Here is a 15,595-nt window from a genome sequence, read left to right as displayed (position 1 = left end):
AAATAATGATGCTCAGCCATTTTTTGTGAAAGCTGCAAATCGTAATAAATGACGTTTTGCGAAAAACTGCTGATAGAAATGTGTACCTGCTCGGAAAATTTACTCATGATTGTACTGTTTTGATTAGATCGATTCGTAAATATAAGCTTGGATATTTCCAATGGATTGCTAGGAAAAGTTATTAGAATAGTAGTTGAAGGTTTTTAATAGAAAACTTATTATACGGTAAACAAAAAGGGCGGTGCTTTTAAAGCACCGCCCTTTTTAGGTATATTTTGAATGTATTTTAAAACGCTTGATTTATTTTAAACTTGCAATAATAGCTCTAAAACTATCTAAACTTGCTTCAATATTTTCTACTATTTCTAATGCTAATACATCAGGATCTGGTAAGTTATCTAAATCAGCAAGAGATTTATCTTTTAGCCAGGTAATATCTAAACTTGTTTTATCTCGTGCAATGATTTCTTCATAAGAGAATTTTCTCCAACGACCTTCAGGATTTGTTTCAGCATTATAAGTTTCTTTTCTTTTGTTCCTGTTTTCAGGATTGTAAAGAGAAATAAAATCTTTTAAATCACTTAATTTTAAAGGGTTTTTCTTTAAAGTATGATGAACGTTTGTTCTATAATCATAAACCCAGGTTTCTTTTGTCCAAGGATCTTTACTTGAAGGTTTTCCATCGAAGAAAAGAACATTTGCTTTCACACCATTTGCATAAAAGATTCCAGTTGGCAAACGTAAGATAGTATGTAAATCACTTGTTTCAAGTAATTTTTTTCTAACCGTTTCTCCAACACCGCCTTCAAACAAAACATTATCTGGCAAAACTACTGCAGCCATTCCTGTTGTTTTAAGCATGGTACGAATGTGCTGTACAAAGTTTAACTGCTTATTACTAGTTGTAACCCAAAAATCCTGACGGTTATAAGTTAGATCTTCTTTTTCTTGTTCTCCATCTTGATTGGTAAAAGTCATACTACTCTTTTTGCCAAACGGAGGATTTGCTAGAATATAATCGTAACGTGTTCCAGAATCTGTAATTAAGGAATCATTAGGCGAAATAAAATTGACTGAATCTATATCTCCGATATTATGAAGAAATAAATTCATAAGTGCCAATCGTCTTGTACTTGCTACAATTTCATTCCCGAAAAAAGTTTCATATTTTAAGAATTGCTTAGCTTCTTTGTCTAAATCTCTATTATCTACAAGCCAATCATAAGCAGCAAGAAAAAAACCTCCTGTACCACAAGCTGGATCAGCAATTGTTTTTAAAGGTTCTGGACGTAAACACTCAACCATTGCCTTAATTAATGGGCGAGGAGTAAAGTATTGTCCTGCGCCACTTTTAGTGTCTTCAGCATTCTTTTCTAGCAAACCTTCGTAGATATCACCTTTGTCTTTTACGCCCATCAATATCCAATTCTCGGCATTGATAAGTGCTATAAGTTTATAAAGCTTTGCAGGATCTTGGATTTTGTTTTGACTCTTAATGAATATTTGTCCTAGAATACCTTTTTCTCTGGCTAATTCACGAAGCATGACATTGTAATGCGATTCTAGTTCTGTACCGCTTTTATCAGTCAAGGTCTCCCATGCATATTCAACAGGAATTGGCATCTTACGATTATGAGGTGGTTTAGTATATTCATCAGCCATTTTTAAGAACAATAAATAAGTTAATTGTTCTAAATAATCGCCATAGCCAACACCATCATCTCTAAGTGTTTGGCAAAAAGCCCATACTTTAGAAACTATACTTGAGGTGTTTGCTGATTTTTCTTTATTCATAATTATGAAAGTTTGTTTTTTAAATCTAATTCATCTGATATATCTCTTAATAATCTTGAAAATGGACTTTTATTAAATTCAAGATGATTACTATGATAACCTATTAAAGTTTTTAAAACTTCTTCCTCGTCATTAAAAATTTTGGGATATTTATCTTTAATTGTTTTTGCATAACCTGCTTTGTTATAAATTACATCTTGCTGAATTACTCTTAAAACTATATCTTTATGTAAATTATATAATTCTTTTAATTTAAATACTTTAATATTTCTTTCGGCTTTTTTATAATCATTTCTGTTTTTATGAACTAAACTTTTAAAATCAATATTCATAAAAGCTGCGTCATTATAGAATTCTGAAATATATTTTTTTGAATCACCAATTTTTTTGTAATTAATAGTAAAGCTGACAATATTTTCAAATGATGAATGATAGGGATTTATATTCTTGTTAAAGGTAAAAGGTATTCTTCCTTTTAAACTCGAATTACAGGAGTAACATGAAGGAATAAGATTGTAAAAAGACAATGCTAAATATGGGTATTCACTTTTTGAATAAAAATGATCTAATGTCGCTCTAGTTTTTCCATCTGGGCATATAAAAGTATTTACATATTGTCTATTACAATATGGACAAACATCTACTCCTAAAGCAAGCATGAGTTTATATGGCTTTTCACTGGCGCTATAAGCTTCATAATCAAAACTGTCTTCTATATCCTTATATATGTCATTATATATTAATTTACCATCAACCGGATTAATCACTTTGAAAACTATGTTGTTTGTGGATATAATATCTTTTAATTTATAAATATGTTTTTCTAAGTCATGTACTTTATTTTTTATAATTTTATCATGGTTTTCAAACAAATAATAAAATAAATCATAGTATATGGTTCCATTGTATTTGGTTAATTTTTTATTCAATTTTTCATAAACTGACGTACTATAGTAAAATCTTCCTTGTGAAGGCTTTACAAGTTTAGTGCAAATACGGTTATAATGTTCTTCAACCAAAAAATCAATATCAGGATGATTTATCAAATTCATTAGTTTTTGTTCTTAAGAGTTTCAATATCCGACTTAATTGTAATTAAATTTGCTCTCAATCTACTTTCTAATATTTCTAGTAGTTTATTTTTTATTACTGGCTCACCAATTATTGATATGATCTTTTCAATCTCATCCCTTTTTTCTACAATGTCTTTTAATCTACCATCTACTAATAAATTAATGATATAATTTATTTTATCATCTGCAAAATCACCTATATGACCATCTTGTAAAAAAAATGTATCAGTTAATAATGAGTGAATATTTGACGCAAAAGTATTCCTATGTTCATTTAAATTGTTTTTAGAAACAATTTCATTTTCATTTTTTTGAAGAAATATTAAATCTGATTTTGGCATATCTGATATAGTTAATGGAGAATGACTTGAGAAAATAATTTGATTATTATATTGCACAAATTCTTCATTAATAAAATCAAATAATAATTTCATGATTTTTTTTTGCCACTGTGGATGGTAAAATGCTTCTATTTCATCAAACAAAAAAACAAGTGATTTGACATTCCTTACATCATCGTCTAGTTTCAAATGTTGAGAAAATAAATATAAATTTGAAAAGAATCTAAGCAGCATTGTCTCGCCGGTACTCATATCTCTCCATACAAAATATATGATATTTAACTCGATTGTACATATTTCACTTAATTCAATTAGTTCCTTTATATCTTCTTCTGAATTTTTATTTAAAGGAACGTTTAATGTATTGTTACTTTTGTTTCTTTTATCATATTTATTAAACACTAAAAGTGTTTTATTTATAAAAGTACTATAGTTATCAAAGTAATTATCCCAACTAAATCCGTCGATAAATTGAGTGTTTTTATTACCAATATGCTTTGTTGTTAGATACTTTAGATTGCTTTTAAGGAAGTTCATTAATTTATCTTCAAGATCTTCTATATTGCAATCTTTTATTGATAAATACAAGTCGTTGACACCATCTACCTTGTAATAATTTTGTATTTGAATAATTAAGTTTGCTAATAACCAAAATTTTAATCTGATATTTTTATCTTGAAAATAATTACTTCTAGATTGAATTTTTTTAAGTAACTCTGAAAGCTTTTCTTTAAAATCACTGTCTTTACTATCTCCCTTGTAGTCTATGTGTTCTCTTAAAAATTCGTCTACAATTATATTTTTGAAATTGAAAGTTATATATTCAGGTAAATTTAAAGAAAATACTTTTTTATTTGAATTTAGAATAAACTTAATATTATTTTCCAATTCGCGATATTTCAACGTTGACTGCACATCAGAATCTGATGGGTCTTTTGTTAAATAGTTCAATGATAAATTTACCACATATGGTTTCTTTAAAGGTCCATATCTTGTTTCGGCAGAATTATCGTAAATATTTGATAAATATAATATGGCATTATCATTAAATTCTTGTACTTCACCAAGAATAGTTTTAAATCTATCGTCTACACTTTCTATATCTTTTTTTGTGTTTAATGATATAGTTTTAAATTTAATATTTTTAGTAACTAAATTAAATTCCATGCCATTTTTAACAACGGTAAATTCATTCTTGGTTGAATCATAAAGGACAATCAAACAATCTAAATTGTCCGGGTTTGAGTTTAGAGGAAAGGATAGAACTCCTTTAATGTAATTTAAAATTGTAGATTTCCCTACCCCATTTTGACCTACCAGTCCAGTAACATTTTTGATTGAATTGCCATAAAAATTTTCAATATGAAAAGGTTTTTCTCCAATTGATAGAAAGGTATTCTTACTTGAATAATCTATTGAGAACTTGCTTGAGAAATTAAAACCTTGATTTTTTATTGCTCTGTAATTTTTTATAAATATGTATTCTATTGTCATTTTTATGTTTTTTAAATCAATTCTCCACTAAATGCCTTTTTTAAAATACTTTGCCTCAAAGCCTCAGCTTGTTTTAAACTTTGAGCAATACTTTCTTCCATTTTGTCAGCCACACTTAAACGACTTTCGATTTCTTGAACAACTTGGTATTGTTCTTCCAAATTGCAGATTATTAAATCTAAATTTTTTATCGGACCAAGAAACAAATTAGCCTGAGCGGTTGCCTTTTTTCCATTTTCGATTTGTCTTTGAAGTATTGGAGATTGAAATAAATATTCAAAATATTTTGAATCATATTGAGACCAATCCATTTTTACTAATGCGACACTTCTAACCATTCCAAATTTTAAATCTTTTGGAACTCTACATATTCTACCAATTGAACCAGAACATGAAATTAGAATATCACCTTCTTCCGGATTACATCGTTTTATTATTCTGTTATACTCATCCTGTGGGATATAATCAACATTGCTTAAAGCAAGATAACCATTTTGAATATTTCTAGCTGATAATAAATAAATACCACTTTCAGTTCTTTTCGGTGTTGCATGTTCACCATCCGTAACTTTTAAAGATATATCTCCAACTTTTACAATTTTCCATCCTTTTGGCAATTCTCCTTTTTTAACTTTAGTATTCGTTAACTTCCCTTCAAAAGCCCATTTTAAAACACTTTGTCTATAAATTTTAAGTTGTTGTTGAGCAGTTTTTAAATCTTCAATACCTTTGTCTAATTCGCTAAAAAGTTCTTCAATTTTGGAGACGATGGCTTGTTGGGTCTCGAGTGGGGGTAATGGAAAATCTAATGGGGCAACATTTTTATTATTTATTTGAGGAACATTTGAACCATCATAAATTTTAGCTAAATCAAGTTTCTGAAACCAATAAAAAAGAAAATTACTTGTAACTTTTTCATTTGGCAAAACCCCCATTACATTTAAATCAAATGAAGCGTCTTTAGAAAGAAGCCTTTTCTTATTAGTTAAAATGGCACCTCCTCTTTTTGGAAAAATAACTGTCCCTTTTGGGTATATTTTTATTTTTAATTTGGAGACCTCTTCTTCTGTTAATTTTATGTTTGAAGTATTCATTCTAATTTCATTTCCAGTCAAATTCATATCACTGACTTTATAGAATTGAAAATCTCCAGTATTTGAATTTTTTTCTAATCCTTTTGGGGTGTTACCGCTAACTATTTTAAAAGTATCTCCAAGTTTAACCCAGTTCCAATCTTTTGGTAATTTCTTGTTTTCTAGCATTTTATATTTTAATCTCTTTTGGCTGGATTGCTGAATTATCTTTAACAGCTTCAATAACTTCATTTGCTGTCGATAAATCATTAAATAATTGTTCTCTTTCTAATTTAAGTTTCGAATCTAAAAAACTATGTTTAATTTCGAAATCCGCAAAAACTTCACTCCATTTTTTAGCATATACTTTTATTCGACCATTGTCTTTTGAAAGTATTAGAGAAGGGATTCCATGATTTTTATTAGTATCAATCAAGTCTTCAATATATTTAGAAGTACTAAATTTTCGACCAATTAAATAAAATTCCCAATGTACATTACTTCCATTAAATTCAGGTTGCGTAGATATTACCTGAAGGTATTTATGTAATTGAGAATATTGTTCCTCTCCAAGTGAAATCGATGGATGCTTAAGTTCAATAACTATATTTTCAATTCTATCAACTAATGTGTTTTGCCTACAGGCAAAAATATCCATTTCCTTTAATTTATGTTGGTGGTCAATTTCAACTGAAGTATCTTTTTCGGTTAAAAGATAAGTATATCTTCTCAGAGCTTCTTCAAATTTTGGTTCAGCCGCCGTAACTAAATGATATTGTTCTCCAAAAATCCAATAATGACTTTCAATTAGTTTTTGTAAGTGATGTACCTCATCAGCTTTCAAATCAGGATTGAATACTAAATCACGCAGTTTGTAATAGGTTTTATATCGATCTTCTATTAATTTCAAAGTTTCAATAACTCTGTTTAACTTTGTCGTTCTGAAAATTTTTGCTAAATCTTCTCTTTCCTTCGTTGATAGATCAAGTATTTCATCAAGTACTTTAAATAAATCCTCTCTTTCGTTAGAATCAAGTAGGAGGTCAAGAAATCGAACGAATGTTTTCTTTTGATTAATACTTAAGCTAGTAAATAGTTTGGGCTGAATTTCGTAAAGACTTTTCAGGGTTTCAATTAAATCTTCTTTCTTATATTTTTCTTCCCATTCTGTTTTATAGTTCGGTAAAATACCAGTGTCTTCATATTGTTCAATAAGTTTATCAGCAAATTGTCTTAAGAATGGTTTTCTTTTTTCTCTTAAAATCTGATTAATTTCTTTTATTAAATAACGGTATTCTGGTGAAGATTTTGCCTTACCAAATAATTTGACTTGACTTTCATTTTCGGAACTATTAAAGTCAAAATCTTTAAAATAATCACTTTGTATGTAAACACTATGAAAGAATTCGTCTCCTTTTTTATTTAAGGTTGTATGATCTTTATAAACTTCATTTTCCTTATCATTTAAAAAGTAATATTTTGAATATTCTTGGTGTAATGATTCTCTCCACTGTATAAATTTGATTTTGAATACAGTTTTATTATTTGATTTGCTATCTGAATATGTTATAGAAATTTTTTCATCTCTTTCTGCTACATTAGATTCATAGTTTAATGGGATATCATTAATTGTAATTTTAAAATTTTTATGCTTATTTAGTTCTAAAAACCAACAAAATTCTCTAATGAGAAAAGGAATAATTACTTTGTCCATTTCATTTTCAGAAATCTGAATGTTAGTAAAAGTAACTATCGTTCCAGTAATATCAGATTCATTTCCAACACTCTCGACTTTAAAATCTGTTAACTCATTACTATTTATTATTATGGAATTAGTTTCATTCTTTTTTCCATCATTAAATGATGTTAACCATTTTGCACTATGAGCAAAAGTAAAAAATGTTAATCTCCCAACTCCATTTTTTCCATGCATGGTAGAAGTATGCTTAGGAGCAGAAACTTTTATTGCCTTTTCTGATTCATAAAAAGGCTTGAATTTAGAGTTTAATTTACTATGATTAATCCCATATCCGTTATCTATTATCTCTAAAAACTCTAACGATCCAAAATCGTTCACTGTATAGTTTATGCTAACAGTATTTGCTTTAGCATCAAAACCATTCCAAATATATTCTGCTATAGAATTGGGTTTTTCATAGTTGTTCAGGATCTTTTTTATCCCATTTGAAGTTACATTTACATTTCCTGCCATAATATTACGCCGCTAAAACTTCATTTAATTCCTTAATAATCTCATCTGTTTCTTCTCCAAACAATTGCCACATTTTACTCAAACCACCTTCTGCGTTAAATGGACTTAAATCAAAATCATCTTTCTCTATACTAAAACTATTAGCAACATAATCTTTCATCATGCGCAACCATTGTATTTGTGTTTCAGTAAAAGTATTATGTTGTCCTGCATTTTTTTTAAAAATCCAATCTTGAAAATTTTTGTCAACTGTTTTATCATAAGACGTTAATGTAGTATCAATCCCAATAACTTTTCGAATTAATGAAACCAAAGCGATTAATTCATTTTTAGCAGAACCATTTGTTTTCTCTAATTGTTCGTAAGCTTTCCAAATTGTTAAAGGCGCTAATAATGGTTTATCAGTTTTTAGTTTTTCGCATAAATCTTTAATCATTTTATAAGTAAAGCTTCTATATCTGAAATCTTGAGCATAAAAAATCTGTAAAGCCGTTATTTCATCTTTATGATTATCAATCCAGTTTTTAAAATCGGTTATAACGATATTTGCTTCTTCGTCTTGATCTTTTACCCAGCCAATTTTTGTAATAGCATCTATATTAACCACATCAATAATCTGGTCGTATCTTTTGCGAATGTCAATTATAAAATCTCTTAAATCAGGATTATCAAAGAAGCTAACTGCATTTTCAATAAGTTGTTTTTTTTCTTGTTCAATATTTTGGTCAATTTCAATAGGAGCGAAGCCATTCATTTTTATTTTAATAGCTTTCTCTGTTTTTTCAATTGTATCAGGATCGTAAGCATTTAGCAATTGTTTAACAATATGATTAATTGTAAAACCATTTGCTTGTTCTGCAAATTTCAGTTTGTCTTTTTCTGAAAGTTGTCGTTCTAAACGTATTAAGCGATTTGCTAAGGTAGTCAACATATCTTCCGATGTGTTTCCCATTACTATAGAATCCAATACATTTTTTAAAGATACACCAGGAGCTTTTTCTAAAGGTCGGCTATCTGTTTTTTGAGAATTTTCGACACCAATGGCATCGATAATTACAAAATGATCTTTGCTGAATTTTGCTGATGGAGTTCCTTTTGCTTTTAACTCTTCGATAGAACAAGTTCTTGTTCCGCGACCTTTCATTTGTTCGTAATAACTTCTGCTTTTTACGTCACGCATAAAAAGCAAAACTTCAAGCGGGCGAATGTCAGTTCCTGTTGCAATCATATCAACAGTTACAGCGATACGAGGATAATAATCATTTCTAAATTGCTGTAAAACTGATTTAGGATCTTCTTCACTTCGATACGTTATTTTTTTGCAAAACTTATTTTCTTCGGCAAATTCTTCACGAACAATTTCTATAATATCTTCTGCATGACTATCCGTTTTAGCAAAGATTAAAAGTTTAGGAACTTCAAAATTTCCTTTTGAATCTATTCGATCGGGAAACATTGCAGGTAGATTTTCTTTTACAGCTTTTATAATTGTTCGAATTGTGCTAGGATTAACAATATCTTTATCTAATTGTTTGCCGCTATATTCAATATCTTCATCTAGATTTTCCCAAAAACGTTTTCTGGTTAATCGTTCGCGTCTATCGACTGGTTCTCCAAAACTTTTTAGAATACTACCATTTTTAGTAATTTCAGTTTCAACAGTAAATACATTATATGGAACCAAAACGCCATCGATAACAGCTTTTTCGTAGCCATAATCGCAAACTAAATTTTGGTTAAAGTAACCGAAAGTTCTGTTATCCGGGGTTGCTGTTAGACCAATTTGAAAAACATCAAAATAATCTAATACTTGTTTCCATAAGTTATAAATACTTCTATGGCATTCGTCAATAACAACAAAGTCAAAGAACTCAATTGGCACTTTTTCATTATATCCAACCGGAATTGGTGCTTTTGTTTCAAACGCTATTTCATTTGGATTCTTTTCTTCTTCACTTTCATCCAATTCCGTTTCTTTCAAAATAGAATACATCCGTTGAATTGTACTAATGTAAACCTGACTATCGTTTGGAATGAAAGAACTACTCAATCTGGTTACGCCATATAATTCTGTAAATAAGCGATTATCTTCATTAGCGGTATAAGAACGGAATTCGCCTTCGGCTTGTTCGCCTAAGTTTTTAGTATCTACCAAAAATAGAATGCGTTTTGCTTTGCTGTATTTTAGTAATCGATATATAAATGATATAGCAGTAAAGGTTTTGCCTGAACCAGTTGCCATTTGAATTAAAGCTTTTGGATTTTGATCTTTAAAGGATTTTTCTAAATTAGTTATTGCTGTAATTTGACAATCACGCAATCCATCTATTGGCAAATCTGGAATATCATGTAAACGTCCTCTTAATGTTTTTGATTCCTTAAGCCATTGGTTAAAGGTTTCAGGACGATGAAATGTAAAAACATTTCTGGAACGAGGTTTCGGATCTCTATAATCTGTAAAACGAGTTACCTCGCCCGTACTTTCATAAACAAAAGGTAAAGGATCATTATTTAATAATCGCAATTTTGCATTGGCATACTGAACTGATTGTTCTTGCACAGTAGAAGTAAGATGTAAACCTTCTTCTTCACGTTTTGCTTCAATAATTCCAACAGCTTTTCGATCAACAAATAGAACATAATCAGCTGGACCAATATCAGTTTGATATTCTCGGATAGCAATTCCAAGTCCTGCTGCAAGATTTACTTTTTTCTTATCCTGAATAATCCAACCACAAAGTATCAACTGTTTGTCGATATTATCTCTGGCGATTTGTTCGGGATTTTGGTTGATCATTAAATGAAGGTAATTTTAAATTTGGTTTAAAGATAAAAAAAATGTTTGCTTTTGTGGTATTAGAATACAGTAATTAACCGCTAATATCTTAGAATGTAATAATAAAAAGAATTAATGCAATTTAATTACGGAAAACCATAATTGACTAAAAATTATCTTCTCAACAAGTGTAACAATAAATAAAAAAGAGACAATACGTACTTATACGTGTTTATTAAAGAACAAATAAATCTTCTTATGAAAAAAGAATCCTCTAGCCCTGATAGCAGCGGTATCCTTTTGTGGTGGGGTTCACCACAAAAGATACAAGCGGATAGCAGGAAACAGCTCCTAATAAAAAAACGAGACTTTCTCTAAAAGAAACATCTCGTTTATATTTTTATTCTTCAATACTACTTAAAATCGTTTTCGGGATTTCGGCAAAAGCCTCGTAGGAGTAGGGTTTAATGAGATAGCCTTTTACGCCCAGTACATCGCATTTTTGTTTGTAAGAAGGGTTTATGCTCGTGGAATAGACAAAGCAGGGAATGTTTTTGAGGTCGTTGTGGTTTAAAATTTCCTGTAGGGCTTCGATGCCGTTGAGTATGGGCATGTTTATATCGGTCAGGATTACGTCGGGGTTTTCGTTTGCCGCATTTTTTAGGAAATGGAGCAGTTCTTCGCCATTGGCTACGAGGCTCACTTTCGCAAAACTGGGGTTGTTGTTGAAGATTTCACGGATTACATCGGCATCATCATCGTCGTCTTCGGCTATTATGATATGAAGGTTTTTTTGTGGCATTTTATACAATTGGAAAGTAAAGATTAAAAGTTGTTCCTTCGTTCAGTGTACTTTCGACAGTGATGTTTCCGGAATGGTTTTCCATAATCCTTTTACAGATCGCCAGGCCTATACCGTTTCCGGAATATTCGTTTCGGGCATGCAGGCGCTGAAAGATCGTGAAAATTTTAAGCAAATGGCTTGATTCCATTCCAATACCGTTGTCTTTGATCTGAATCTTGACAAATTTAGTGTTTTGTTGCGGAACTTCAACATCTGCGGCATCGGCTTCCAAAATTTGTATAACAGGCGGGATGTTTGTTTTGCTGTATTTAATGGCGTTCGAAATCAGGTTGGCGAAAAGCTGGCGCATTTGCACTCTTGACGCCTTTATAACGGGCAGGTTTCCGGTTTTGATCTTGGCATTTTTATCGGTGATAATGACTTCGAGATCTTCGATTACTTCTGTAATAACGGCGGCCAGATTGACTTCGCCACGTTCTTCCTGTTTGGTATGTGACGAATATTGCACCAGATCGTCTACGAGTGAATTAAGACGCAAGACAGAGAATTTTATGATGTTCATGGACTTAGCATCAATTTCGGTCAGATAAGTGCCGTCAATTTTGCCGTTGTGCATGACAATTTTCCGAAGCGGTTCTTTTAAATCGTGCGAGATCACGTGAATGAATTCTTCGAGACTGCTGTTGATTCGGTTCAATTCGTTGATTTTTCCCTCGAGTTCTGCCTGATGTTGGATTAGCGCTTCTTCGTGTTTTTTCTTCTCGGTTAAATCGATCACAACGATTCCAATCGCATCTACGGATGGTTCAAGATCGGTAAGGGAAATATAGGCCGGAAATGTAGTAGGGGAGCCGCCATCACTTTTAAAAAGGATTTCGTGCGTGCCCAGACCCAATTTTAAGCCTTCGATAAGCGTTGCAAATTGCGAAGGGTTGTCGAAAAATTCCTGTAGGTAATTCCCAATGATTTTTTCTGAGGGTGTATTGACCAGTTTTGCAAAATAATCGTTGCAGTATAAGATCAGCCCATTTTTGGCAATACTTAGTGCGCCCTGTCTGAATTTCTCGATCAGGAGTCGGTAGGTATAATCGGCTGTTTCCAGTGAGTACAGCTGCGGTGTTCCGTTGGTGTTGACCACAAGGGCATCAACATCTCCTTCTTTTATGGCATCAATGATACTGTTTGATTCGTAAAGCTGTTGCTTTAACAATTCAATTTCTGCCAATAAGGAGTCAATATTTTTATCGTTTACTATCAAATTCTATTCACTTAAATTAAGTATTCTCAATACCTTTTCCTTGTCTGACAAATCGCCTAAAATGATTCGCCTTGGAGCGGGCTGTATTTTTATTAAAGTTGGGATCGCTACAATTTGATGTATGACGGCCTGTTCTGTATCCCGGCTAATATCTACGATTTCCAGTTCGTAGTTATCGCGGAGATGTTTGTCGCATATTTTGCGTAAATTTTCGATAGCATGTCCTGATTTAACAGACATACCCGAAACAAAAAGCATGAACTTATGTTTGGTTGTACTTGTCCCATCAGCTGAATTATCCATTTTTTTAAGTGTTTAAGGGTTTAATATTAAGCCCTACAAGTACTCTTTCCTCATTCGAAAGATCACCAATGATCTTGCGAATAGGTTCCGGAAATTTTCTGACTAAGGTTGGTACCGCCAAAATCTGATCACCTTCGGCCAATTGGGGATTCTTCAGCAAATCGATAATTTCGATGCTGTATTTCCCGGCCAGGTGTTCTTCTGCGTACTTTTTTATATTTTCAAGCGCCTTGATCGATTTTGGCGTTTGACCTGCTATATAGAGCAGTAACTGCCATTCGGCTACGACTTCTTTTTTCATCTTGTTGTTATTTTTTCTTAGAAAATTTTTCCTGCAATTCTTCTGTGGCTTTCAGCGTACTTAATTCTTCCTGTGCCGATTCGAATTCGTTTCTAAGTGCTTCTATATTCGCTTCCAGAACTTTGCGTTTACGTTCAATTTCTCTGTCTTTTCGACTAATTTCGTTCTGAAGCTTAATATCTGATATTGATTTTTTAAACTTTTGAGTTTGTCTTGCAGTACCGGTCAGGATTCCGTTTGGACCTAATTCTACATCCAGTAATTCAATTCCTTTACTGGTAATCACAAATTCCCTAACCTGATTGGAATGTCCCATTCCTCTTGCTTTGATAATAAAGATCCCGCGGTTTCTTTCGCCAATGCCCTCCATATCACGGACGGTAATCCAGGTATCGACTAATGACGATACGGATTCTTCAGCCAAATCGGGTCTGAAATTGTCGGTTTGCTTATTTAAAGACGTAAAAAGAGCCGTTATATTGTGTGCTTTCAGCATATCAATAAGTCTAACCAGCATGGAACGTACTTCGTGTTCGCTTCCTACCGTGATCAAATTACTGATAGGATCAATAATGATGGTAGTGGGCTGAAACTCTTTAATTAGTTTTCTAAGCGTAAGCAAATGCAATTCTAGTCCGTTCAATGAAGGACGCGAAGAATGAATTTGCAATGTTCCTTTTTTAATGTGTTTTTGAAGGTCAATACCAATCGATCTCATATTGCGCACCAATTGCTGTGGCGATTCTTCGAAGGCGAAATAGATTGTTTTTTCGTTCTTTTCGCATTGTTCATTGGCAAAATAACAGGCCACGGTTGTTTTGGCTGTTCCGGCTGTTCCTGAAACCAGGATATTGCTGCCGCGGAAAAATCCACCACCATGAAACATATCGTTTAAGCCCGGAACTCCAGTCGAAACCACATCGGAACTGACTTCATTATCCAGTTTTAAAGACGTAATTGGTAATACTGAAATTCCTTCTTCGTCAATTAAAAACGGATATTCGTTGGTTCCGTGCGTAGATCCTCTGTATTTTACGATTCGGAGTCTTCTGGTCGAAACCTGTTCGATTACACGATGATCGAGTACGATAACGCAGTCTGAAACGTATTCTTCCAAGCCCTGACGTGTTAAAGTTGCTTCGCCGCGTTCGCCGGTAATGATTGCCGTTACGCCTTTGGTTTTAAGCCAATGAAATAAACGTCGCAGTTCTGCTCTCAGGATCGCCTGATTGTCCAGACCTGCAAATAAGGATTCAATGGTATCTAATACTACGCGTGTTGCTTTTATAGAATCGATGGCGTACCCTAATCGGATGAATAAACCATCCAGATCGTATTCGCCTGCTTCTTCAATTTCCGACCTTTCGACACGCACATGATCGACCACGAGTTTTTTGTCTGCTTTTAGCTTTTCGAGGTCAAAACCAAGTGATTTAACGTTGAGCGTAAGGTCGTCTGAGGGTTCTTCAAATGACATGAAGACTCCTGGTTCGTTATAATCTGTAATTCCTTTAATTAGGAATTGCATTGATAATAATGTTTTTCCACATCCAGCACCGCCACAGATTAAAGTAGGTCTCCCTTTTGGAAAACCTCCATCTGTAATTTCGTCAAGGCCGTCAACTCCCGTAGGGGTTTTTGGAAATAGGAAACTATGTGATTTTGTTTTTTTCTGCACTTTAATATAAATAACTGTTTACTCAAATATACGTTTTCTGACAGAATTAATGATTAGTTTTTATTAAAGATTTAACAGCTGTTTAAATAAAACGTGAATAATTTAGGGATAATAAGGGGTTTGATTGCCTTATAATATGAAATGAAGTTAAATTTATGCGATTAGTAATGGGTTTTTAGATGGGAATTATGTAAGGTTTGTGAGGGAAGATGTAACGGCGTGATTTGTGAGAGGTTAGATGTTAGATGCGAGAACAAAGAATATAGAACAAAGAATATAGAAAATGGAATGTAGAAGAAAGAGGCAAGATGAAAGAGTCAAGAATATAGAATATAGAAAATGGAAAATAGAAAAAGGAAAATACAATATAGAAAATAGAAGAAAGAGGCAAGAAGAAAGATTTGAAATTCAAACTTTGATTTATAACTGGTTTAAGAAATAATCTAATATAAAAACTGCTGCTTAAATTGAAACCTGAAACTTGAAA

The 15,595-nt window shown here is 32.1% G+C and carries 12 protein-coding genes; 1 reads left to right on the top strand and 11 read right to left on the bottom strand.

The genetic code is table 11. The annotated features are described in order from the left end of the window. Window positions 1-300: 300 nt before the first annotated feature. The 11 genes from B0A65_RS23015 to kaiC all read right to left on the bottom strand — a co-directional run bounded on the left by B0A65_RS23015 (window position 301) and on the right by kaiC (window position 15,108). On the bottom strand, window positions 301-1,794 hold the full coding sequence (locus B0A65_RS23015) for a class I SAM-dependent DNA methyltransferase (protein WP_074657881.1): 1,494 nt from the start codon (window positions 1,792-1,794) through the stop codon (window positions 301-303). A gap of 2 nt (window positions 1,795-1,796) precedes the next feature. Further along, the gene (locus B0A65_RS23010) at window positions 1,797-2,840 is read right to left on the bottom strand and encodes a hypothetical protein (RefSeq protein ID WP_123890426.1); all 1,044 of its coding nucleotides are present in this window, start codon (window positions 2,838-2,840) and stop codon (window positions 1,797-1,799) included. Window positions 2,841-2,845: 5 nt separating this feature from the next. Then, window positions 2,846-4,702 (bottom strand): AAA family ATPase, encoded by a 1,857-nt coding sequence (locus B0A65_RS23005; RefSeq protein ID WP_074657889.1) that lies wholly within the window; start codon window positions 4,700-4,702, stop codon window positions 2,846-2,848. Between the two features lie 11 nt (window positions 4,703-4,713). After that, window positions 4,714-5,964, bottom strand: coding sequence for a restriction endonuclease subunit S (locus B0A65_RS23000; protein ID WP_074657891.1), 1,251 nt, complete (start codon window positions 5,962-5,964; stop codon window positions 4,714-4,716). Between the two features lies 1 nt (window position 5,965). Further along, on the bottom strand, window positions 5,966-7,987 hold the full coding sequence (locus tag B0A65_RS22995; RefSeq protein WP_074657893.1) for an ATP-binding protein: 2,022 nt from the start codon (window positions 7,985-7,987) through the stop codon (window positions 5,966-5,968). A 4-nt stretch (window positions 7,988-7,991) separates the two neighbouring features. Further along, window positions 7,992-10,784, bottom strand: coding sequence for a type I restriction endonuclease subunit R (locus tag B0A65_RS22990; RefSeq protein WP_074657895.1), 2,793 nt, complete (start codon window positions 10,782-10,784; stop codon window positions 7,992-7,994). 379 nt (window positions 10,785-11,163) lie between these two features. Then, complete coding sequence (locus tag B0A65_RS22985; protein ID WP_074657897.1) at window positions 11,164-11,565, bottom strand: response regulator; 402 nt, start codon at window positions 11,563-11,565, stop codon at window positions 11,164-11,166. 1 nt (window position 11,566) lies between these two features. Then, the gene (locus B0A65_RS22980) at window positions 11,567-12,826 is read right to left on the bottom strand and encodes a sensor histidine kinase (protein WP_074657899.1); all 1,260 of its coding nucleotides are present in this window, start codon (window positions 12,824-12,826) and stop codon (window positions 11,567-11,569) included. A gap of 3 nt (window positions 12,827-12,829) precedes the next feature. Continuing rightward, a complete protein-coding gene (locus B0A65_RS22975) occupies window positions 12,830-13,129 on the bottom strand; it encodes a circadian clock KaiB family protein (RefSeq protein WP_074657902.1) in 300 nt (99 codons plus the stop codon). A 4-nt stretch (window positions 13,130-13,133) separates the two neighbouring features. Next, the gene (locus B0A65_RS22970) at window positions 13,134-13,430 is read right to left on the bottom strand and encodes a circadian clock KaiB family protein (protein WP_026985338.1); all 297 of its coding nucleotides are present in this window, start codon (window positions 13,428-13,430) and stop codon (window positions 13,134-13,136) included. Between the two features lie 7 nt (window positions 13,431-13,437). Beyond that, entirely contained in the window at window positions 13,438-15,108 is a 1,671-nt protein-coding gene (gene kaiC / locus B0A65_RS22965; RefSeq protein ID WP_074657905.1) for a circadian clock protein KaiC, read from the bottom strand. 283 nt (window positions 15,109-15,391) lie between these two features. Between kaiC and B0A65_RS23420 the strand changes: the two genes are divergently transcribed. Next, window positions 15,392-15,550: a hypothetical protein gene (locus B0A65_RS23420; RefSeq protein ID WP_207556497.1), complete on the top strand. Its 159-nt coding sequence runs from the start codon at window positions 15,392-15,394 to the stop codon at window positions 15,548-15,550. Window positions 15,551-15,595 lie beyond the last annotated feature (45 nt).

This window comes from Flavobacterium frigidimaris (assembly GCF_002217275.1).
In the GTDB taxonomy this organism is placed as follows: domain Bacteria; phylum Bacteroidota; class Bacteroidia; order Flavobacteriales; family Flavobacteriaceae; genus Flavobacterium; species Flavobacterium aquidurense.
The sequence above is the reverse complement of the archived record's forward strand: the minus strand, read 5'-3'. Positions and strand labels throughout refer to the sequence as shown.

Coding starts and splice junctions, on each gene's coding strand:
- B0A65_RS23015 (WP_074657881.1), bottom strand. CDS start 1,794: ATGAATAAAGAAAAATCAGCAAACACCTCAAGTATAGTTTCTAAAGTA.
- B0A65_RS23005 (WP_074657889.1), bottom strand. CDS start 4,702: ATGACAATAGAATACATATTTATAAAAAATTACAGAGCAATAAAAAAT.
- B0A65_RS23000 (WP_074657891.1), bottom strand. CDS start 5,964: ATGCTAGAAAACAAGAAATTACCAAAAGATTGGAACTGGGTTAAACTT.
- B0A65_RS22995 (WP_074657893.1), bottom strand. CDS start 7,987: ATGGCAGGAAATGTAAATGTAACTTCAAATGGGATAAAAAAGATCCTG.
- B0A65_RS22990 (WP_074657895.1), bottom strand. CDS start 10,784: ATGATCAACCAAAATCCCGAACAAATCGCCAGAGATAATATCGACAAA.
- B0A65_RS22985 (WP_074657897.1), bottom strand. CDS start 11,565: ATGCCACAAAAAAACCTTCATATCATAATAGCCGAAGACGACGATGAT.
- B0A65_RS22975 (WP_074657902.1), bottom strand. CDS start 13,129: ATGGATAATTCAGCTGATGGGACAAGTACAACCAAACATAAGTTCATG.
- B0A65_RS22970 (WP_026985338.1), bottom strand. CDS start 13,430: ATGAAAAAAGAAGTCGTAGCCGAATGGCAGTTACTGCTCTATATAGCA.
- B0A65_RS23420 (WP_207556497.1), top strand. CDS start 15,392: ATGGAATGTAGAAGAAAGAGGCAAGATGAAAGAGTCAAGAATATAGAA.